General features: G+C 69.4%; 17 protein-coding genes. 4 read left to right on the top strand and 13 right to left on the bottom strand.

Features of this window, described 5'->3' with window-relative positions:
* From QHF83_RS49880 to QHF83_RS49865, 4 genes are all read right to left on the bottom strand, one after another.
* On the bottom strand, positions 1 to 995 hold a 995-nt coding region (locus QHF83_RS49880), incomplete at its 3' end, for a hypothetical protein (protein ID WP_282425239.1).
* Positions 992 to 2,113: a hypothetical protein gene (locus tag QHF83_RS49875; protein ID WP_282425238.1), complete on the bottom strand. Its 1,122-nt coding sequence runs from the start codon at positions 2,111 to 2,113 to the stop codon at positions 992 to 994. The genes QHF83_RS49875 and QHF83_RS49880, both read right to left, overlap by 4 nt.
* A 26-nt stretch (positions 2,114 to 2,139) precedes the next feature.
* Positions 2,140 to 3,366: a CapA family protein gene (locus tag QHF83_RS49870; protein WP_282425237.1), complete on the bottom strand. Its 1,227-nt coding sequence runs from the start codon at positions 3,364 to 3,366 to the stop codon at positions 2,140 to 2,142.
* Between the two features lie 34 nt (positions 3,367 to 3,400).
* Positions 3,401 to 4,354, bottom strand: a complete 954-nt coding sequence (locus tag QHF83_RS49865; protein WP_282425236.1) for a hypothetical protein — start codon at positions 4,352 to 4,354, stop codon at positions 3,401 to 3,403.
* A gap of 153 nt (positions 4,355 to 4,507) precedes the next feature.
* Between QHF83_RS49865 and QHF83_RS49860 the strand changes: the two genes are divergently transcribed.
* On the top strand, positions 4,508 to 5,062 hold the full coding sequence (locus QHF83_RS49860; protein WP_282425235.1) for a hypothetical protein: 555 nt from the start codon (positions 4,508 to 4,510) through the stop codon (positions 5,060 to 5,062).
* A 356-nt stretch (positions 5,063 to 5,418) separates the two neighbouring features.
* Here the strand turns inward: QHF83_RS49860 and QHF83_RS49855 are convergent, their stop codons facing one another.
* The 5 genes from QHF83_RS49855 to QHF83_RS49835 all read right to left on the bottom strand — a co-directional run bounded on the left by QHF83_RS49855 (position 5,419) and on the right by QHF83_RS49835 (position 12,816).
* Positions 5,419 to 7,455, bottom strand: coding sequence for a S9 family peptidase (locus QHF83_RS49855; RefSeq protein WP_282425234.1), 2,037 nt, complete (start codon positions 7,453 to 7,455; stop codon positions 5,419 to 5,421).
* A 29-nt stretch (positions 7,456 to 7,484) separates the two neighbouring features.
* Positions 7,485 to 8,459 carry a PEGA domain-containing protein gene (locus QHF83_RS49850; protein WP_282425233.1) on the bottom strand — a complete coding sequence of 325 codons (975 nt, stop codon included), beginning with the start codon at positions 8,457 to 8,459 and terminating at the stop codon, positions 7,485 to 7,487.
* Positions 8,460 to 8,461: 2 nt separating this feature from the next.
* Positions 8,462 to 10,015 carry a hypothetical protein gene (locus QHF83_RS49845; RefSeq protein ID WP_282425232.1) on the bottom strand — a complete coding sequence of 518 codons (1,554 nt, stop codon included), beginning with the start codon at positions 10,013 to 10,015 and terminating at the stop codon, positions 8,462 to 8,464.
* Between the two features lie 4 nt (positions 10,016 to 10,019).
* Positions 10,020 to 11,699 (bottom strand): serine/threonine-protein kinase, encoded by a 1,680-nt coding sequence (locus QHF83_RS49840; protein WP_282425231.1) that lies wholly within the window; start codon positions 11,697 to 11,699, stop codon positions 10,020 to 10,022.
* A gap of 181 nt (positions 11,700 to 11,880) precedes the next feature.
* Positions 11,881 to 12,816 (bottom strand): hypothetical protein, encoded by a 936-nt coding sequence (locus tag QHF83_RS49835; protein WP_282425230.1) that lies wholly within the window; start codon positions 12,814 to 12,816, stop codon positions 11,881 to 11,883.
* Positions 12,817 to 13,000: 184 nt separating this feature from the next.
* Between QHF83_RS49835 and QHF83_RS49830 the strand changes: the two genes are divergently transcribed.
* Complete coding sequence (locus QHF83_RS49830; protein ID WP_282425229.1) at positions 13,001 to 14,095, top strand: hypothetical protein; 1,095 nt, start codon at positions 13,001 to 13,003, stop codon at positions 14,093 to 14,095.
* Between the two features lie 21 nt (positions 14,096 to 14,116).
* Here the strand turns inward: QHF83_RS49830 and QHF83_RS49825 are convergent, their stop codons facing one another.
* Positions 14,117 to 15,544: a protein adenylyltransferase SelO family protein gene (locus QHF83_RS49825; RefSeq protein ID WP_282425228.1), complete on the bottom strand. Its 1,428-nt coding sequence runs from the start codon at positions 15,542 to 15,544 to the stop codon at positions 14,117 to 14,119.
* Positions 15,545 to 15,744: 200 nt separating this feature from the next.
* Here QHF83_RS49825 and QHF83_RS49820 point away from each other — a divergent pair, with 200 nt between their 5' ends.
* Positions 15,745 to 17,295: an aminopeptidase gene (locus QHF83_RS49820; RefSeq protein ID WP_282425227.1), complete on the top strand. Its 1,551-nt coding sequence runs from the start codon at positions 15,745 to 15,747 to the stop codon at positions 17,293 to 17,295.
* 411 nt (positions 17,296 to 17,706) lie between these two features.
* Here QHF83_RS49820 and QHF83_RS49815 read toward each other — a convergent pair whose 3' ends face one another.
* The 3 genes from QHF83_RS49815 to QHF83_RS49805 form a co-directional block, all read right to left on the bottom strand.
* Positions 17,707 to 18,873, bottom strand: a complete 1,167-nt coding sequence (locus tag QHF83_RS49815) for a site-specific integrase (RefSeq protein WP_282425226.1) — start codon at positions 18,871 to 18,873, stop codon at positions 17,707 to 17,709.
* Positions 18,874 to 19,069: 196 nt separating this feature from the next.
* Entirely contained in the window at positions 19,070 to 19,459 is a 390-nt protein-coding gene (locus QHF83_RS49810) for a hypothetical protein (protein WP_282425225.1), read from the bottom strand.
* Between the two features lie 255 nt (positions 19,460 to 19,714).
* The gene (locus QHF83_RS49805) at positions 19,715 to 19,912 is read right to left on the bottom strand and encodes a hypothetical protein (RefSeq protein WP_282425224.1); all 198 of its coding nucleotides are present in this window, start codon (positions 19,910 to 19,912) and stop codon (positions 19,715 to 19,717) included.
* A 987-nt stretch (positions 19,913 to 20,899) separates the two neighbouring features.
* On the opposite strand from QHF83_RS49805, the gene QHF83_RS49800 reads away from it, so the two are divergent.
* Positions 20,900 to 21,292, top strand: a complete 393-nt coding sequence (locus tag QHF83_RS49800; RefSeq protein WP_282425223.1) for a hypothetical protein — start codon at positions 20,900 to 20,902, stop codon at positions 21,290 to 21,292.
* The last annotated feature ends 124 nt before the right edge of the window (positions 21,293 to 21,416 follow it).

Here is a 21,416-nt window from a genome sequence, read left to right as displayed (position 1 = left end):
TCATTTCCGCCGGCGCCGCCGCCCGCGCCGTCGCTTCCGCCGTCGCCGCCGCTTCCGCCGGCGCCGCTTCCGCCGGCGCCGCTTCCGCCGGCGCCGCCGCTTCCGCCGACGGCTCCCGCGCACGCCGTGACGTGGCTCGGGCGTTTGTTCTCGCAATCCGTGGGGGAGGCGCAATCGGGCTCGGGCAGATCGGGCGGGCTCGTGCCTCCGCCGATGTCGCCGGGGTTCGGATAGGCCGGCTCGATCGTCTGCCACTGGCTATTGAATTCCATGAACCCGTAGACCTTCTCCTGGTACGGCGCGGCGCCGCCCACGGACGGCTTCCAGACGCCGCGGTTCGGGTCGTAGTTCGGGTTGTTCGGATTGTTTACGTACGACAAACCATTGTAGGCCCACGTGGCCGCGTACCAGTGCTCGACGATCTTGGGCTGGTTGTCGCCGACGCAGTTCGTCGCCTTCCATTTCGCCGCGAGGATGCGGGTGCTCGTGGCGAGGTTGTAGAACGGATCCGAGGCGACGCGTTCGCGGTCGAAGTCCGGGTTTTCCCCGACGTGCATGCCGCTCGTGACCTGCCCGATGCCGTAGCCGCAATCGAAGGAGATGATGGTCCGCGATTCGCCGCCGACCTGATCCGCGGGCAGGGTGGGGACGCAGAACTGGCGCCAGCCGGACTCGACCTTCGTGAGGGCCTTGAGCAATTCGCAAGGAAAACGCGCGGGGATGGATTGGTACGGCTCGGGTTTGCCGCAACCCTGGCCGATGTCGGTGACGGAGGGGCCGTCGTCACCCCAGGCCGCGGGGCCCTGGGAGACGAGGTCGAAGATGACGTTCCACTCCTCGTTCGTCGGGTTCGTCCCGGCCACGGCCTCGATGGCGCAGCCGTGGTCGTTCGAGGGGCTCGACGCGGTATACGAAGGGCAATAAGCGGCGGCGCCGCCGCTCGCGGCGAGCAGGGCGAGCGAGGCGGCGGCGGCGAGGGGGCGCTTGGGGCTCAAAGAGCACCTCCGTTCGCGGGGTAAAACCCGGCAATGGTCACGCGGCTCCCGCGAGGCGCGGGGAGGGCGGAGGCGACGCCGGTCGTCGCATCGACGAGGAAAGGTATGGCGAGCGAGCTCGGCTGCGTGTGCAAGGCGGCGATCCAGCGAGAATCGGTGGTCGCGGCGGCGACGAGGTCGACACCGGGGCCGAGGGGGCCGGCGATACGCGCCTCGGCGTCGAGCGTGGAGAGGCCGCGGCCCGGGGGATTGTAGAGGACGCCGCCGCTCGGGAGGACGGCCGGGGCGAGGGTCATGCTCGGGCTGGAAAAGAGGCGGCGGGCGTGGCCCGAGGCGAGGTCGATCTCGTCGACGACCCAGGTGCGGCTGTCTGTCTCGTGGCGGCCCTGGAAGACGAGCTTTTTGCCGCCGGCGTCGATTGAAAAATCGCGGGCGAAGGGCGGGAGGTTTTTCACGATGGAACGCACGGCGCCCGTGTCGGGATCGACGGCGACGACGTCGGCGTGATGGGGCAGGACACGATAGAGGACGATCTCCTTGCCCGCCGCGCCCGCGAGGAAAAGGAGGTGTCCGTGCTCGGCGTGGACGGCGCGGGTTTTTCCGGTCGAGAGGTCGACCTCGTCGACGGTGAGCGGATCGACGCGCAATCGGCCCTCGATTTCGGTGCCGGCGCGGCCGCGGGAGACGAAGATACGGCCCGCGGAGGTGACGAGGGGGCGGCTCGCGTGGACGACCCGATCGACGAGCGCCTCGGGCGGCGCGTGGGGGCGCAGGCGGAAGAGGGAGGCATTGAAGGAGGCGTCGCGCGAGGGCGTGGTATCGGCCGTCGCGAGCACGTAGGGCGTGCCCGGGACGACGGCCGCGCGCACGGCGGCGTCGGGCAGGTGGGCGAACGTGGCGACGGGGGCGGGATCCGCGCCTCCGCCGGCCTGGACGAGATAAAGCGAGGTGTGCTCGGCGCCCGGGAACGTGGCCAGGACGGCCACGCGAGGTCCCCGGACTTCGGGCGGCGCGGCGGCGTGGGCGGCCTTTGTGCCCTGAGGTTCGACGGCAGCGAATGCGAGTGCGACCGCGACGCACGAGGCGCCGAGGCCGAGGAGGAGCTTTCGCGTGAACATGTAGGAAGGGTAATGCCCGGCCGGCACTACGGAAAGTTCGGTGCAGGAGAATCCGCGGATGTCAGATTTTCGGCGGTGGAGGGCGGAGCGACGGGCGCGCATCCGTCCTCGCCGGCGGGGCCGATGCGCGCGTTTCCGACGCGGCGCGACAAGGCCTGGAATCGACCGAAAAAGTGAGGTTCGTAGGCCTTGCGTCGGGGATCTTTGGCGAGGGGGATCGGCTCGATGCCGTGAATGCGGAACGGGCACGCGAAGAGGCGGGGAGGGGCGCCTTTTTCGAGCTCGAGTTTGACGGCGAGGCCCATCTCGGTCCACGGGTGGCCGCTGTGCATGCGCATGAGCAGGTTGCCGAGGCTGTAGACGATGGGCTTTCCGGCGTGGAACGAGACGCCCTGCACGACGTGCGGGTGGTGGCCGAGGAAAGCGTCGGCGCCCGCGTCGATCACGGCCTCGGCGAGGGCGCGCGTGCCGGGGAGCGGGTCTTCGCGATACTCCTCGCCGCCATGATGGCTGACGAGGATCACGTCGATGTCGCTGCGTTCGCGGAGCGCGCGCACGGCGCGCACGAGGGTCTCGCGATCGGCTCCGGCGACGTGGGCGCGGCCCGGGTGTCGGGAGAGGACGCCCTGGTTCCAGACGTCGGTGACCGCGAGGAAAGCGAGGCGATACCCGCGGCGCGTGACGATGGCTGGCTCGAAGGCCTTTTCGAGGGTCGCGCCCGTGCCCGCGTGGAGGACGGAGACGCGGTCGAGGTGATCGAGGGTCTCCAGCATGGCGGATTTGCCGTAATCCCAGGCGTGGTTGTTCGCCGTGGAGACGACGTCGATCCCGGCGCGCGCGAGGGCGTCGGCGGAGGCGGGGGGGCCATTGAAGACGAGGTTGTTCTCGGGGGAGACGGTCTCGTTTCCCTGATCGCTGATGGGCCCCTCCAGGTTGACGAACCGCACGTCGGCCGCGCGGAGGAGGTGTTCCATCGGGGCAAACAGGGCGCGATCCGGCTCGCGCAGGAGGATCTGGCCGACGAGGCGCCCGAAGCTCACGTCCCCCGCGGCGAAGACGGTGACGAATGCGGGGATTTTCGGCGCATCCGGCGCGCCCGCGTCCCCGGCTCCCGCATCCGGGGGCTCGGGTGCGGTGGCCGAGGGCGCAGGGGCGGGCGCGAGATTCGGGGGGCCCTCGCGATCATTGCCACACGCGGCCGCGGCCACGAGGAGCACGAGGGCGAGGGGAGCGGCGATACGAGGCGGATCCATGCGGAGAATTCCTCCGGGTAGCGCGTCGCCGACGCTAGCGCCACAGGCGCGAGGCGATGATCCCGAGCTCCGCGAACACGGCGAGGGTGGCGCATTGCAAGACGAACCGGTTCGTCGATGAGTTCGGTTTTCCGCGCACGATTCGATGGAGGAGAGCGATCATCGGTAGGCTCAGGAGGAGGCCCACGAAAAACCCCGTCCAGAGGGGTTCGCAACACTGCGGGCCCGCGCTGCACACGAGGCTCGATCCTTCGCCGTCCGATTCGACGCAGCCGCTCGGCGCGAGGCCGTAGACGGCCATGGGGGTCCCGATGAGGCCAAGGAAGCCGACGGTGCAGCCGGCCGTGGCCGCCGCGGACTGGTTGTCGACCGGGGGTGCCTCGCCGCTCGCCCGGATGGGAGGCAAGGACGCGGCGAGGCGGGTGAGGGCGTCGACGATACGCGCGCCGCGTTGCTGATCGGGCGCGGGCTGGGTGAACTCGACGAGGTCGAGTGAGATGTTTCCGGCCGTCGAGTCGTCGATGCGGATCGCGGCGCAATTGTCGGCGAGGAGCGAGAGGATCGCGGCGCGAGCGTCGGGCGAAGCGAGGACGGCGCGGACGAGAGCATCATTGATCAGTGTATCAATGAAGACCGCGTCGTCGAAGGCGGGATCGCCTGTCTGGATTTCGCGATCCACGCCGTCGGCCTTGCCCTGTCGATTCGCCGCAGTTTCCTTGCGGAGCACGAGGTTCATGGGCCGCGGGACGAGGAGCGGTCCCTCGCGGCGGCCATTGCGATACCCCGCCTGGACGAAGCGCGGCGTGGATCCCTGCTCCGAGATGGGCGTCTTGACGTCGAGCGAGTCGGTCGATCCCGGGCTGAAGCGGACGTGAATGGTCCGGCCCTCGTCCTTGACGATGACGAACTCGTTCGTGTCGGCGGAGACGCCGGCGAGGGCGCGGAGCTGCTCGACGAGCGTCTTCTGGGAGGGATCGATCCGGCTCACGAAGTCCGTTGTACAGGCGTCAGGCGAGGGATTTCAACGATGAGCGCCCGAGCAGGCGCGTCGAAGAGGCGGCATCACTCGTGCAGACCGTCGCGCCGGTGAGCAAGACGGTCCCCCGGGGGCCGATGCATTCGTCAGGAAGGGAGAATGACCATGGCCGTGCTCTCGACGTCCGCCTGGGTGCTGCATGATCTCGGCCTCGCGGCCGGCTTCGGTGGCCCGCTGTTCGGCAAGCTCGCGCTGCACCGCGCGGTCCAGGACATCGACTCCGAACAGGAGCGAGGACAGGTCCTCCACGACGCATGGAACAGCTACAACGTGGTGACCGCGGCGAGCCTGGGCGTCGCAGCGCTGACGTGGTTCATCGGACGCGCGGCGATCTCGGGGCGGTCGATCGACGAGGAGACGCACGGGCTCGTCCTCGCAAAGGACATCCTGCTCGGCGCAGCCGTCCTCACGGGCGCAGCGAACATCCTGAGCGGTCAGGAGCTCGGCAAGCAGGCGCCAGAAGGCGCCGTGCCCGTGCAATCAGGGAACGAGCCGTCGGCCCAGACGCCCGAGAAGGCGAGGGGCCTCATGCGTTTTCTGGGCGTGATGGGCCCAATCAACCTGGCGTGCACGGCGGGCGTCATCGGTATCACCGCGGTTCTCGCGATGAAGTCAGGGCAGTCCACGAAGTGGAGCTTCCTCTCGCGGCTCCTGCCCTGACCTGGGGCCGCCGCGTCGGGGCGCTGCCCCGGGCCCCGCGGGGGCTGTTCGCCCCTCGACCCGAACCAGGGCAAGCCCTGGACCATTTGGGGAAGAACTGCGCGATGCGCAGTTCTTCCCACAGGCCGGTGGCAAGACCTCGAAGGTTCGTTTCACGCCGTCGGCGTCATGGGTCGAGACGTCAGCGCTGCTGTTTGAGCTGGCAGGATTGTCGCCGGTCTTGCCTCGGCCTGTTCGATGAACTGCGCGTCGCGCAGTTCATCGACCCCGGGTCCAGCGCTTGCGCTGGTCCGGGTCCAGGGGCGGATAGCCCCTGGTCGGGCCCGGGGTGAAACCCCGGCGCGGCGCATTCGACATCAGGGACTGGCCTTCGCCTTGACGTGTTTGTCCAGGAAATCGACGATCGCGGGGAACGCGACGAGACGGTTCTTGCGCTTGGCAATGCCGTGACCCTCGTCCTCGAAGGTCAAGAGCTCGACGGGCAAGCCGCGCTTCTTCACGGCCTCGGCGATCTGGCGCGCCTCGCCGATGGGGACGCGTGGATCGCGGGTGCCGTGCACGACCATGAGCGGGACCTTGATGCGGTCGACCTTGTGGATGGGGCTCACGCGGTCGAGGAATGCGCCGTCCTTCGCCAGCGAGCCATATTCGGCCTCGCGCTGGGCTCGGCGATAAGGCGCGGTTTGCTCGAGGAAGGTGCGGAAATTGGCGATGCCCACGATGTCGACGCCGGCCGCCCATTGATCGGGGTAAAGCGTGAGCCCGGCGAGCACCATGTAGCCGCCGTAGCTGCCGCCCATGAGCGCGATTCGCGCGGGATCGACGTCGGGGCGCGCCGCGATGAATTTGCCGACCTCGGAGAGATCACGGACGGAGTCCTCGCGCTTCTCCTTGTCGTCGAGGTGGGCGAACGACTTTCCGTACCCCGTCGAGCCGCGCACGTTCGGCGTTGCCACCGCATATCCTGCGAGCGCGAGCCATTGCACGAGCGGGCTGAAGTTCGGCTGCGCCTGGCCCTCGGGACCGCCGTGCACGGAGATCACGACGGGCCGCTTCTCGCCCGCCTTGGGAGGCGTCTGGTAATAAAAAAACGAGATCGCGCGGCCGTCGGAGGCCTTCATCGTGACGAGCTCCGCCGGGACGAGCTTCGACGTGTCGATGCCCGCGTGATGGCTCTTCGTCGCGCGCGTCGCCGCGCCGGTCGCGACGTCGACGCGGAAGACCTCGGTCGGGAGGTTCGGGCGCTCCATGCCGACGAACGCCGCGTCGCCAGCCGGATCGAGGTCGAGGCTGTTCACCACGCCGCCGAGGTCGGTCTTCTTCTTCGCGACGACCTTCCGCTTCGCGTCGAGCGTGACGACGTGCACCTCCTCCACGCCGCCGACGTTGACCGTGAGCACGGCGATGTCCTCGGGCTGACCCGCCGCGACCTTGGCGCTCGCGTACGCGGGGACGCTGATGTCCTGCACGTCGTGGTCGACCTCGAAGACAGACGTGATCTTGCCCGTGGCGACGTCGAGCGCGACGAGCGAGAGGAACTCGCGGCCACGATCGGTGAGCACGAGCAAGGACTTGCCGTCCCGCGTGAAGCGCGGCGAGAGCCAGCGCTCGTTCCCCTTGTGCTTCGTGAGGAGTTTTTTCGTCGCGGTCTTCGCGTCGATGAGCCAGAGGTCTTGATCGAAGCCGGAGCGGACCTCGAGGACGACGACACGATCGTCGCGGAAATCGGCCACGGCGTGGCTCCCCGAGAGCTCGGCGACGGGCTTCTTGCCGAACGTGTCCTTCTTCGCGGGCAACGCCTCCACGTAGAGGTCCATGTCCTTGCCGTTGCGCGCGTTCGAAACAAACGCGATGCGCTTGCCGGCGTCGTCGAAGACCGGGAGCGTGTGCTTGACCTTGGGCGCGTCCGTCAGCGCCTGCGTGGCCTCGGGCTTGTCGCCGGCCGCGAGATCGAGCCAGTGGATCTGATCGTTCTCGTCGCCGCCCTTGTCCTTGAGGAACACGGCGCCCGCGCCGCCGGGCGCGATGCGCAGGCCCGAGACGCGATCCGGGAACCTGGTGAGCTGCACCGGAGCCTGCGGCTCGGCCGTGGGCGCCGCGTCGAGCGAGGCCGAAAAGATCTGCATCGTGCCCGGCGCGTCCGAGAGGAACAGGAATTTTTCGCGGCCGAGCGCGCGCGCGCCCGTCGATCGGTGCACGTCGAGGAGCTGCTCGAGCGTGATGCCCGACGAAGGCGCGGCCTCCGCAGGAGCCTCGGGCGTCTGCGGCTTCGGAGGCTCGAGCGCGGGAGGGACGAGGGCGGCCGGAGGGACCGGCACGGGCTTCGGCGGCTCGGGAGAGGCACACGCAGCGAGGCCCGTGGTGAGGAGGAGGGCGAGACGCGGGAGGCGCATGAAGCGCGATGCTACCAGACGCTGCGCGATCAGAAACGGCCGACGAGGCCGAACCCGGTCGGCGTGACGAACGGCTGGACCGAGACCTCGGAGGACTCGGAGGACTCGGAGGACTCGGCAGGCGGGTCCGTCGGCTTGCCGAGGAGGAGCATCGCGAGCCCGGCGCCCGCGGCGAGGATGCCGGCGCTGCCGACGATGTCGCCCGCGAGCGCGAGCCTGCGCGCCTGCGCGGCCTCGGGGCCGTCCTGCACGGGGGCGCTGGAAGCCTTTTGAACACCAATCAATCCGACCGTGAGCCCCGACGCGAAGGCAACGGCGCCGCCCGCGAGGAGAAAGATGGGCGCGACGGGCCTTTCGGGCACGATCGGCGGCGTGCCTCCACCAGGCGGTTTCACGGGGCCGGGACCGGGTCCCGTCGGGCCGACGCGCACGAGCGTGACGGTGACCGCGGTCTGTTCGCCCTCGCCGACCTTGGCCTTGGTCGTGGCCTCACGGTAGCCCCGCGCGTGCACGATGATGGTGTGCTCGCCGGGATCGACGATGCGCGGCACGCCGAGCGCCGCTTGCGGGACTTCGGCGCCGTCGACGCGCACGCTGAGCGCGGGCGGCGCGGCGGGGGCGATGCGGATGTCGAGCCGGCCGACACGTTTTTCGAGCGCGACGATCGCGTCACGCGCGGGCTGCTCGTACGGCTTGTTGGCCGCGTTCTGCAGATCCGCCTCGACGAGGAAGGCGCGGAAGCTCTCGAGCGCCTCGACGAGGCGGCCGATCTCGCGGTTCGCGACGCCGAGGCTGTAGAGCGTGAGCGGCGCGCGCTTGAGGGCGAGCGAGCGCATGTACCGCTCGCGCGCCTCGGCCCAGCGCCCCTCCTGCGCGAGCTTGGCGCCATCGCGGAAGAGGTCGCGCGCGGCGGCGACGTCCGCAGGGCTCTGCGCGTGCGCGAGCCCCTGGCAGAGGAGCGTCGCGGCGAGGATGAGGGAGGAGACGAGGCGCCTCGGGATCACGGTCAAGGACGGTAGCGCTCCCCCGCGGAGATCAAGGTGCCGTTGTCGAGCCCGCTCCAGAGGATGATCTCCTCGCCGGTCCAGACGGCGACGCCGTTCTCGTGATCGGCCATCGAGGGCCAGGTCGGGATCGCGCTCCACTGCGCGTTCGAGACGTCGTAGGAGGCGCCGTCGGTCGCGATCTTCTGCGCCGTGTCGAGGCCACCCGCGAGGACGGCGTGCGTGCCGGCGTAGCCCGTCACGCCCGTCCGGCCCATCGGCGCCGAGCGCTTGGTGCTCGAGGTCGTGGAGCTCCACACGTCGCTCATCGGGTCGTAAATCGCGGCGTCATCGAAGGCGGCGCCGGCCACGTCACGCCCGCCGTGCACGAGCATCGTGCCGTTCATCCACACGGTGAACGCATCATACCGCGCGGTGGGCGCGTTCTGCGTGGAAAGGCTGCGCCACTTGTTCATCGCGGGATCGTAGCCGAAACCCTCGCTCGACGCGCCGGAGCCGAGGGGGCGGCCGCCGAAGAGGAGCATCTCCGTGCCGGACCAGACCCAGCCGGTGTTCGTCCGGGCGTTCGGCGCGCTCGCGGTGCTCATCGAGCTCCACTTGTTCATCGCCGGGTCGTAGAGCGCGCCGCCCGCGATGGGCGAGCCGCCGCTGCTGCCCGCCCAGATGAGCACGCGGCTGCCCGTGAAGAACGCGACGGGCGCGCGCCGGCCGATGGGCGCGATGGCGACGGGGCCCCACGTGTCGGTCGCGGGATCGTAGAGCTTGCCGGTGTTCAGCGCGGTGGAGCCGTTCGCAGGGCCGCCGCCCCACACGAGGACACGCTCGCCGGTCCACACCGCGACCGCGTCGACGCGCGGCTCGGGCGCGTCCGTGACGGTGATCGCCGTCCACGTGTCGGTCTTCGGATCGTAGAGCGCGCCGTCGCCGAGCGCGCCCTGCGCATTCTGGCCACCCCACACGAAGAGCTTCGTGCCCGCCCACGCGGCCGCCGCGCGTTGCCGCGGCGCGGGCGCGTTCGTGGTGCTCATCGACGCCCAGCCGGGCTGACACACGCCGTCCATGCACGCGTGCCCCGCGAGGCAGTCCTTGAAGCACGCGCCGCAGTGCTGCGGGTTCGAGTCGAGGATCGCGCAGACGTCGCCGCACGCCTCCGTCTGCCCGCTACACTGAAGGATACACGCGTTCCCGATGCACTGATGATCCGCGGGGCAGTCCGCGGTCTCGCAGCACGCGGCGCATCCCGCGTCGCCGCAGCAGCGCTCGCCGGCCGCGCACGCCTGCCCGCAGCCTCCGCAGTGCTCGACGCTCGTCGCGGGATCGACGCACGCGCCCTCGCAACACGCCTCGCTCGCGGTGCACAGCCCGCTGCACGGCGGGGCGCCGCCGCCTCCCTCGTTCCCGGTCCCGCCCGTGCCCGTGTTCGTGCCCGTGGCCGCGGCTCCGCCCGTGTTCGCGAGAGGTTTGCCCGTGAGCTCCGACTCCGCGAGCAGCGAGCACGCGACGGGCGCGAGCAGCAGGGGAAGGAGGAGCGTGAGCGGCGTGCCGCGAGCGTTCATGAGCTCAGAAGTTGGGTTCGGTGGGGACGGGCATGTTCGGGCCCTTGTTGCCGCCGGGGTTTTTCGAGACGTTCGGCGCGGTCGTGCCGGGCGGGGTGGGTCGCGTGTGCGCGTCGCTGCTCGCGCTCGAAGCGGGCGCGGCGCTCGGGGGCGGCGCCGCGGAGGGCAGCGCATCCCGCGCGGACGCTGGCGTCGCGGGCTGCGTCACGGCCTCGCTCGGGAGCGGCGCGGTGAGGGCCGCGGGCGCGCGTGCGCTCGCCGCGCCCTGCGTGGAGTCGTCTCCGGTCATGTAGATCCACGCGCCCGCGCTTGCCGCGCCCACCGCGAGCGCGAGCGGCCCGATCCACAGCGCGGCCGAGCGTCGCTCGGGCGGGCGTGTGCTCGTCGTCGGCGAGGGGACGCTCGACGGCGGGCGAATCGGTCCGCTCGTCTCGGCGTCTGCGTCCGCGTGCTGCGCCGCGGGATCGGCCGTGTCGTCGATCATCGGCAAGGGCGGCGGGGTGAGCTCGCGCTCGGAGATCATGCGCGGCCGCGGCGACGAGGACTGCACGGCGGACATCGGCGGCCGATCGGAGAGCGGTCGATGTTCCTCGGGTTCGAGCCAGTGGGCGCGGAGCGAGTTGCCCGCGGCGTCGGTCTCCACGCCGTGGCTCTGCGCCCACGCCGCGAGCGCGGCGCCGAGCTCGCGCATCGTCTGCCAGCGATCGTCGGCCTCTTTCAGGAGACCTCGTTGCACGATCGTCCAGAGCTCCTCGTCGTCGACCTCGTGCTCGGACCAGGGATCCGGATCACGGAGGAGAATCGCGCTGAGCAGCGCGTTGTAGTTCGAGCCGTCGTACGGCTTCACGCCCGTCGCGACCTCGTAGAGCATCACGCAGAACGCCCAGATGTCGGTGCGGTGATCGACGTCGCTGCGGCCACACGCCTGCTCCGGCGACATGTAGTGCGGGCTGCCGAGGATCACGCCGGCCTGCGTCGTCGTGCGCACGACCTCCTCGTGGTGCAGCTTCGCGATGCCGAAGTCGACGATCTTGGGCACGACGGCGCCCCGATCGTCGGTCACGAGCAGCACGTTGTCGGGCTTCAGATCGCGGTGAACGATGCCCTTCGCGTGCGCGGCCGCGAGCGCGCTCGCGACGGGCAAGAGCGTGCGCACGGCGGCCGCGGGCGAGAGCCTGCGCCTGCGCGTGATGGTTTGCCCGAGCGACTCGCCGTGCAGGACCTCCATCACGATGAACGGGTCCTTCTGCTCGGTCGTGCCGAAGTCGAACACGCGCACGATCGAAGGATGCCCGATGCGCGCGGCGGCGCGCGCTTCCTGCAGCAGGCGCTGCGACGCCTCGGCCGTCGCGAAGTCGCGGCGGATGAGCTTGACGGCGACGTCGATGTCGAGCGTGAGGTTTTTCGCGAGCCACACCGCGCCCATGCCGCCTTCGCCGAGCACCTTCGACAGCCGGTACTTGCCGGCGATGACATCACCGGCGAGGTAGGTCGTGGCGGGTGACGGGTCGGGCGTGGAGCGCGGCGGGATGGAGCGCGGCGACATCGATCGCGGCGCGTCCTGCGTGTCGGCGATGGCGCGTGCCTCCGCCTCCGAGCGCGCGGGGTTTTCCTCTGCGCCCGTGATCGCGGCCTCGCTCGGCGGTCGAGCAGACGCGGGCGGGTTTTGGGACGAGGGCGGCATGAGGAAGCGAAAGGTGCGCCCGGGCCGGGCACGCGGATCCAGCCGAACTATACCGCTCCCGGCGGACTCTCCACAACCCTCGCCGAGATCCGGGTCTTACGGGTTCTCCGAAGGCCCCGTGAACGTGCGGAAATTCGGCCGAGACGAGCGCGCCGCCGTCCGGGCCGGAGGGCCTCGGCGCTCAAGGGAGCAGGCGATCGAGCAGGCCCGCGAGGGCGGCGAGCGCGAACAGGAGGCCGAGGGCGTAAAGCGCCTGGAAGGTGGCCGGCACCGTGGCCTCGAGCGCCGAGAAGCCGAAGCGCTTCTTGCCGCGCGGCGCGTAGAGACCCTCCCACTCGCGCGTGAAGAGGCGATAGCTGCCGACGAAGCGCCGTCGCTCCATGCGTCGGAGCTGGCGGTAGCGCCAGTCGACGAGGGCCTCGTACTGCAGGATCGTGCGCTTCCACAGGCGGCACGCGAGCAAGCCGATCACGAAGAGCGGGATCGTCACGAACGCGAGGCGCGCGCCCGTGAGCGCGAGGTCCTTGATCAGGAACGCGACGACCGCCGACAGGCCCGCGTTCACCGTGAGGAACGTCTGCGTGGTGCCGCGCCTGCGCTCGACGAGGCGCTCGGTGCTGTCGAAGAGCAGGCGGTACTCGTCGAAGGCGTCGGTGCGAGCGGGCGCGTGCGACGCGTCCACCTCGGCGAGGATCTCGTGCACGACGTGGCGCTCGACATCCTGCGCCGAACCCTCGTCGAGCTCTTCGAGCCCGCCGCGCGCGGGCAGGACGTCGGCGCGCAGATCGACGAACGGGGCGAGCGCGGGGCGATCGACCGCGACGATCAGGAGCTTGTCGGTCACCTTGGTGAGCGCGGGGACGAGCTCTTCGGGGGCGCCGATCTTGCCGGCGGCGAAGCTGCGATCGACGAGGAGGACGATCGCGGCGGCGGTCTTCGCGGCGCGGCCGAACGAGCGGGCGGGATCGGCGCTGTCGTCCTCCTCGGGCCAGCGTCTCGCCCGGAGGCCGCGCTCTTCGAGGCGTTCGGCGATGCGGGAGGCGCGGCCGTGCTGACTCGGGGCCGCGACGACGAGGACCTCGGCCGGCGGTGCGTCGTGCATGATGGCTCGGCGCATCAAACCAAGAGATCGCACGTTTGAACAGCATTGAATTGTCGCCTTCGCGGCGGCGAGGGCTGATGACGGGCGTCCGGCGTTCGGATATCGTGTTTCCACGAAGGCGGGCGGCCTCCCGCAGGGTGGCCGGAACGCCGCCGGAGCCGGGCGCGAGCCGGCTTTCTTATTTGCAGGAGGACGAACGATGAGCGGGTGGACGAAACGCGGCACGCTCGTGGTGGCGACGATGGGGGCGCTTTCGACGATCGGTATGGCGTCGTGTGCACTGACGGATTACCAGCCCCCGACCGCGAATACCACCTCGTCGACCGGCGGCGCGGGCGGCACCGGGGGTACGGGCGGGATGCCCGGGCCCGGGGGCCCGGGCGGGACGGGCGGCATGCCGGGGCCCGGGGGCCCCGGAGGAGGCGGCGGCGAGGCTTGCGCCGAAGGCAGCCAATGCCTCCCGGGCGTGCCCTTCAAGGACGGCTGGACCGGGCCGTATTGGGGCAGGCCGACCGCGTGGAACGAGAACGCGGGTGCATGCCCCGACGGCAAGAGCCCGCTTATTTTGTATGCCGATCCCTCCCCGGCCGAGTGCAAGCCGTGCGAATGCAAGCTCCCTGCGGGCACCGTATGCAGCGGCGCCGCGCTTTCGTGCTGGGCCGGTGACAGCTGCGGGAGCGGTGGCGACGAACCCAAGACGTTCGATTCGGGATGCATCCCGAATACATCGATGCCCGGCCAGATCCTGGGCCTCGGGACCTCGTCCTGCCAGGTGACGGGGACCGAGGAGGTGATTCTCCCCACTGGGAGCGCATGCACGGCGACGGGGAGCGGGTTGAAGAATGCCAACCTATGGGAGAGCAATGTACACCTGTGCTCGATCGAGCAGGCGTCCAGTTGCCCCGATGGCGGCGCGTGCGTCACCGTGCCGCCCGGCACTTATGGTGATTACGCGTGCATCACCAAGCCCGGCGAGAATGAATGCCCCGCGGGCTGGGAGTCCATGGCGAAACTCTCGTACGGAAAATTCACCGAGGGGCGCATGTGTCCCGACTGCGCCTGTCTGCAGAAACAGCTGTCTTGCGATCTCAAAGGGGCGTTCAGCAAGTCGGGGAGCGCTTGCGGTGCGGTCGGCACCGATATCGAGACATGCACCACGTTCGGCCTGGGCTCCGGGGCGCGCATCCAGCACCCGGCCCCGATGATCCCCGAGGCAGCTTGCCCGCAGCCCGTGGGCACGGGCTCGGTCAGCGCGCAAGAGCCCACCACGATTTGCTGCCACCAGCTCTTCTGACGTTTCCCCGCGGCGCCGGCCTCACCCCGCCGGCGCCTTCGCGCCGAGCGCCTCTCCCATGCGCCGGATCTCCGCCACCTTCGCCTCGAACGGCGCCCAGTCGTCGTGCGCGTCGATCGCATGCCAGAGCGATTCGATTTCGTCGATGAGTAGCGAGCACGGGGCATCGCCCTGGAAATACGGGTGCGCGAGCGCGTCGGGGCGGGCGGGCATGTAGATCTCGAGCAGGCTCCGGAGCGCGTCGAATCGTTCGCCTTGGTAAAACCTGGCCGCTTCGCTCTGGCGGGCGCGCGCCTCGCTCTGAACGCCGCCGTACCAGTCGAAGAAGAATCGGTCGAAGGGGACCTGGCTCTCCTGCAGGAAGAGCTCGATCGTCTCGACGAGGCTCGCGTCGACGTCCGGATCCGAGGGCAGAAGGCCGAGCCGCGCGAGGAACGCGGCCGCGCGCGCCTCGCGCAGCGCAGGCTCGAACGCGCGCACGGCGGGCGCGAAGGCGGCCGTGGGGGAGACGAGGCGCAAGGCATCGGCGAGGCGCGTCAGGTTGAGCGCCACCGCGCGCGGCTGCTGCCCGAACGCATACAGGCCCGTGTGATCGAAATAGGCCGCGATGAACGAGGGATCGAGCGTGGGCAGGAAGCGGTACGGGCCATAATCGAAGCTCTCGCCCGTGATGTTCATGTTGTCGCTGTTCAAGACGCCGTGGACGAACCCGGCCGCGGTCCACGCCGCGACGAGCCGAGCCGAGCGCCGCGCCACGGCCTCGACGAACCGGACCGCCGGATCCGGGCCGCCGGCCGCCTCCGGCACGTAATGGGTGATGCAGAAATCGAGCAGCTTGGACAACCGCGCGGCGTCGCGGTGATGGGCGTGCCGCTGGAACGTGCCGAAGCGGATATGGCCGTGCGAGAGGCGGACGAGGATGGAGGAGCGGGTGGGCGAGGGTTCGTCGCCGCGGAACAAGGCCTCGTGGGTTTCGAAGAGGGAAAACGCCTTCGACGTGGGCACGGAGAGCGCTTCGAGCATCTCGGCGGCGAGCACCTCGCGCACGCCGCCCTTCAGCGTGAGCCGCCCGTCGCCGCCACGCGAATACGGCGTCGTCCCGCTGCCCTTCGTGCCGAAATCGAGGAGTCTTCCGTCCTCGGGATCCTCGAGCTGCCCGAGGAGAAAGCCGCGGCCGTCGCCGAGGTGCGGATTGTAGACGTCGAACTGATGCCCGTGGTAGCGCAAGGCGAGCGGCGCGGGCAGGTTCGAAGGCAGAGGCTCGAGGCGCGCGAAATGACGGTCCCACTCCTCCGCGTCGAGCTCGCCCAGGCCGAGCCGGCTGGCCCAGCGCTGGTTGCGAAACCGGAGCGTGCGGGTCTGGAATCGAGCCGGGGCGACGACGTCGGCGAAACCGTCGCCGAGCAAAGAGATACGAGGCGCGGGGCGGTAGCGGGGGGTGATCGGCATGGGCACGGGGGGTTGGGGGCGTAGCTCGGCTCGTCCGAGCGTAGCCCCCAATCGGTAAACGGGGTTTGGGGGGCGTAGCTCGGCTCGTCCTCTAAGGCACCTCGGGGCCGCTGACCAGAGGAAGCGAGCCGTCGGGAGCATGACGCCCTCGGTCGCGCTCGGTTGCGGCGGCTCCCCAGCTTCCCTTAGGATGCTCCCTGATGTCCTCCTACGATCCGCCGTTGCTCCTCGGTCAACCCGAGGACGCGCTCGCCCAGAGCTCCCTGGAAGGCCTGCCCTTCGATGCCCTCGTCCTCGTCGCGCCCTCGCCCGTGAGCTCGCGCGCGACCCTCACGGGCCCCGTGTCCGCGGCGCTCGCGTGCGCCCTCAAGGCCGACGCGGCGCTCGATCGAGGACCGCGGCCCCCCGCGGTGATCGCGGCGCCGGCGCTGCCGGGCGGGCGGCTCGTGGTGGTGCCGATGGGCCCGCTCGGCGAGGACACGGACGACGTGCGCAGCGTCGCGGAAGCCGTGGCCGCAGGGACGAGCCGCGCGGTGGACGCGGGCGCGACGCGGCCACTCGTGTGGGTGCAAGCGCCTCCGGGGCCGCGGTTCGCCCGCGCGCGGGAGGTCGCGGCGCTCGCGGCGCTCGGCAGCCAGTGGGCGCCGGTCGAGGCGCGGGAGGCGGGCAAGGCGCCGCGCACGGCCGAGGCCGTGGGCATGGTGGGCCTCGACGAGGCGCGGGCCCGATCGCTCTCGGCGATCGATCACGGGCGCGCGCTCTGCCGCGACATCGCGGGCACGGAGCCGGAGCGCATGGCGCCGCGCCGGATCGCCGAGCTCTGCGAGATCGCGTTCCGCGGCACGGGCGTGAACGTCGAGGTGGAGCACGACGTGTCGAGTTATCCGCTGCTCGCCGCGGTGGCGCGGGCTTCGATGGGGGTCGAGCGTCACCGGCCGTGCGTGGTGCGGCTCTCGTACACGCCCGAGGCGCCGGCGTCGCGTACGCTCGTGCTCGTGGGCAAGGGCGTCACGTACGACACGGGCGGCGCCGATCTGAAGACGGACGGGCACATGGCCGGGATGTCGCGCGACAAGGGCGGCGCGGGCGCGGTCGCGGGGCTCGTGCTGGCGGCGTCGCTCCTCAAGGTGCCGGTGCGCGTGGTGGGGCTGCTCGGGCTCGTGCGGAACAGCGTGGGCGACGAGGCGTTCGTGAGCGACGAGATCATCCGCGCGCGCTCCGGGGTGCGGGTGCGCATCGGGAACACGGACGCGGAGGGGCGGCTCGTGCTCGCGGATCTCCTGGCCGAGGCGAAGACGATCGCGGAGCGCGCGCCCTCGCCGACATTGTTCTCGATCGCGACGCTGACGGGCCACGTGTATCGCGCGTACGGGCCGTACGTCGGCGCGATCGGCAATGGCCCGGCGCAGCGGGCGGGGACGCTGGATCTCCTCGATCGATTGGGCGAGGCGTGGGGCGAGCCGGTGGAGCGATCGCGGCCGCGGCGGGAGGACTATTCGTTCGTGGCGCCGCGATCGAGCGCGGAAGACGTGGTGAGCTCGAACCGGCTCGCGTCGGTGAACACGCCGCGGGGGCATCAGTTCCCGTTCGCGTTCCTCGATATCGCGTCGGGCTTGCGGGGCGATCGGATCCCGTTCGTGCACCTCGATATCGGCGGCGTGGTGGTGGATCCGCCGGATTGGCAATTCGGTCGACCGACGGGGAGCCCGGTTGCCATGCTCACGGCGCTTTTGGGGCAGCCGGCGGAGTAGACGAGCGCGCCTACTTCAGCACCTGCGCCCCCGTGACCCAGACGATGAGGCGCGCGTCGGCGCGGGGGGGATGTAAACGCACATTCACAGGGCCCCTGGAGCGGATGGTGGTCGGTTTCGAGCACGACGCCGGACCGGAAGGTGACCTCGGAGAACGGTTCTGATCATCCTGACCCGGGGTCGCCAACCCCGTGGATCTTGGCTGGATTTCGACGAAACTAGGAGTCCCCCGCCGCGAACGTGGTGCCCTTTCCGCCGCCCTTTCCTTCGTGGGGGCCTGCTTGGGGCTCGTCGCGTCGCTCGGACGGGAGCCCAACGAGGGAGCCAGCTCGGGGATCATCTCGTGGAGCGGGCGGCACTCCTTGAGCCCGAGCTCCGCCGCCGTGCGTGCGGCACGCCGGTACCGGTTGATCATGTCGCTCGACTTGTGTCCCGTTCGATCCTGCACCCACGCCTCCGTCCGCCCGTTCGCGAGCGCGAGCGTGACGAACGTGGCCCGCGCATCGTGAAGCCGGATCGGCATCCTCGCCTCCGTCCGCGCGAACAACTCCGCCGGCAAATGCCGGCCATCTCCAGATGTCGACGAAACCGTCCGGCAGCATCACTGATGCTGAGCCCCTGTCCCGTCCGCGTTCCTTCGTCGTACACGAACACGAGCGCGTCCCCTGACACGTCCAAGCCTCTGGCTGCGCAATGGTCTCGCCACGCGCGCAACGCAGCAACCACCCCGGGCGATAGTGCCCACGCACGAGGCTCGTCCGTCTTGTTTACATCGAGCACGACCGCTCCGAGGTCCAGGTTGATGTCAGACCACTTCGTGTGAAGGGCTTCCGATCGCCGCATCCCCTCTCGGTGAAGGAAGCCATAGAAAATGCGCCACGCCAGCATAATTTCGGCGCAGCCCAGCAACATTGCATCCTCCTCGGGATAGAGCCACCCCTTCGCTTTTCCTGCCTGATACCGCGGTACGAATCCCGGCGGGAGTGGGTTCGCGGCGATATGGCGCAGTGGAAGGACCGCCAACGAGCAGATGCGATGCATGAGTTGCGCGACCGAGCGCCGCGAATTTGGAGCAAGCTTCGCTGGCAAGCTCCGCATGACGGCTTCCGCGTGGTCGAGCGAGAACTTGTCGATCGCCACGTCCCCGACCATGGGATAGACATACCTGCCGAGCCAGTAGCTGTCGCCTTTCGCGGCCCGCCTTCGTTTGACCCGGTCGGGATGAAGCTCCGCCAGCTCGCCGCTCGTCCACCGCTTGCCGATTTGCTCGATCGTCGGCGTCAAGTTTTTCTGCACCACTTGCCCCGACGCGATCATGTCAACGGCCTTGCGCACCTCGTCCAGCGCCTTCCCGTCACGCATCGCGGCGCGCTTGATGATGTCCGGCGCAATGTCGTCGCGTCCGCACTTGCGAAGCTTCGCGGCCAGCTCCGCCAAAACCGCCCGCCGCGCGATGGCGCTTGCCTCATCCTTGCAGGTTTCGAGCATGAAGCTCTGCCGCTTCTTCGTTCCGATCGTGAGCCGCGCGAACCACTTGCCGCGCCGCTCGTACACATTCCCCGTTGCTACCCTGGGCATGATGAACCTCCGGCCCTTGCCGCTCGGCCGGCCTAGCCGGCCAAGCGAGGCAGGGCGTACTGGATGCGGCTCACCCGAGCCGCGCCCGGAGAACGCAGCACCATCGCCGCGCCCGGCGAGGGCCCATGGCGGCATCGCGCACGGTGTCAAGCGCGACCGTCGCCAGCGGAGGGCGCTGGCCCTTAAAACCGGCGCTCTACGGTTTCGGGGAGCGAGCTCGTCCCGCAGCGCGTCGCGTCGCTGCGGTCAGTCCGACCGCTTCCAGGATTTCCCCCGCGCTCTCTCCCCCAAGCTCGTCCGCCGGGGGCACCTCGACGACGGGTGATGCCCGGAATGCGCCCCGCTCGATCCACGCGACGAAGGCAGAGCGGCTGACGATCCGCAGCTTCCCGAGGCGCGTCACGGGAAGCGGGAACTCAGGCGCGCGCACGACCTCCAGGAACGCGCGGGCCGGGATTCCCGTCACCGCCTCGACGTTCCGCTGCGAAATGGTTTCCGGTGGGGGAGCCATGAGACGCAGCGCGGTAGGAGGAAGAGTCAGCGTCGCCGTGATGGTCGCCGGCGGATCGGGGCGTGTATCCGACATTGTCGCCCTCCCTTTTCGGGACGCGATTCCGGGGGAGCCTCCCCGCGCGGATGACGCGTCCGTTGGCTCGTCCTCGCTACCACGTCGAGTTCGCACATTGCAACCGATTTTCGCAAGACTGCCGCGCATTTACCAACAGCGTGCACGAGTTACCGCATTCAATGCGACAGCCGAGCAGGCCCCCCTTATTTCACTGCCGCTTTGATCCGCGAAAGGCCGCTCAGCGAACCGCTTTTCGAGGTACGCCGTCGAGCCTCAGCGCAAAATCGCCGACAAGTCACGCGCATGCCTCCCGCGGCGACGCAAAAAGCGGATCGAAAAACGGCCCTTCCCGGATATTAACCCCTTGAAATCAAGCCTCTCCGGCAGGGACCTCGCGAAATCACCGGGGTTGAGCGGATCATATTGGCCGACCGGGCGTTGATGGGCACCCTTCGAGGTGCGCTTTTTCACCGTTTCACGCCCTCAGCTCGGCTCCGGTGGCGCCCACCCCGGGGACTTCCGCCGGCTCGGCGCGGGCGGGCCGTCGGGATGCTTCCGATGGGGCCGACGGGAAGCCGTGCGTCCGGCGAGGCGCTCGCCGACCATATCCCACACTGCCCATCCGTTCTGTTCGTCAATACAATCGGGTCGTTCGTCATTCCGAACCGTAGCGCCCCTCGCTATCATCGCGTTTTCATTGGCCCGACTGGGTGCCAGGTGTGGCTCCTGGGACCCTCTCACCTCCATCACGTGTGCGTGCATGCTGCGGATGACCGTTGTTTCAGCCTGTGCATGTGCGTCAAAATCGTGCGCACGCAAACGACGCGGTGTTCGTGCGCACCGCTGCCCTCCGTGGTGTTGCTCGTCCTGCCATTACAAACCGTGACGGCGGCTTTCGACGCTCGATCAGGGTTTGGAACTATTTTTCGAGGGGCTACAGGGGGCTCGTTTCGCGAAGCTGCGGCGCGCTTGAGAGCGCTTGGAATCCGGCCTTTGCTGACCGGCGTAAGGGGTAGGTTTCGATTGCGAAACCTGTGCCCTGTGGCGACTTGGCATCAAAATGAGGCTTGCCAGGACTTATCGCCATAGGCATGCTCCGGCAACGCCGTGAAATTGCCTGAGCGCGAATCGCTCGGACGGGATCCGTGTGCCCGTCGATCGACAGCGCAGGCAAAGGCCACGACCACGACGAGGTCCCACTATGAGCAACGCTGCGGGGCAACCCATCGTCGAGCCGGATTCCAATACAGAGCGCAAGGGTCCGGGCGGCCCGAACGAGGCATGCCCGAAAGGCTTGGGTCCGCGGAGCTGGCAGCAGATCATCGAGATGTACGGGGGGGACTGCTGGTATCAGCTCAGCGCACAATGCGGCAAAACCTTTCGATATACGGCCAAGACCGAGAAGCTTTACTTCTCGGGCCCGGCACCAAAGCACTTTGGGAAAAGGAGGTCCAAGCCATGACGCAGGCCGAACCCAGCGCGCTCCCGGACGAGCCCGCCGATCTCGGCGGACATCCGCTATTTCCTCGCCCGGAAACGGAGACGGGGCGTGATCACCGCAGATTCGACATCATCCAGATCCAGCGGTGGCTTCCGGATGGAACCAAGGAGGTATGCCCGAAGCCTTGGAAAGGCTCGGAGCTGCGGTCCTGGCAGCAAGTCATCGACATGTACGGCGGCGAGTGCACCTACCAGCTTGCCGCGCAATGCGGCAAGACACACCGATTTCAGGCCTACTCCGAGAAGGTCTTCTTCGCTGGCCCCGCGCGAAAGCCGTTCGTTGCAACGCCGCCAGCGGCGGCACCGCCGCCGCAGCCTGCGGCTCCGCCCCCAGGGGCGCCGTACTACTAGAACTCATCTCATAAACCGTCCAGGAGCGCCCTGAGGTACACGACGATGCATCCGAGATGGACGAAGCCGAGGAAGTTTTCGGCGTGACGCTCGTACCGAACCACGATGCGGCGGAAGCTCTGGA

It is taken from the genome of Polyangium sp. 15x6 (genome assembly GCF_029960785.1).
Taxonomy (GTDB): Bacteria; Myxococcota_A; Polyangia; order Polyangiales; family Polyangiaceae; genus Polyangium.
This window is presented reverse-complemented; position numbering and strand designations above follow the sequence as displayed.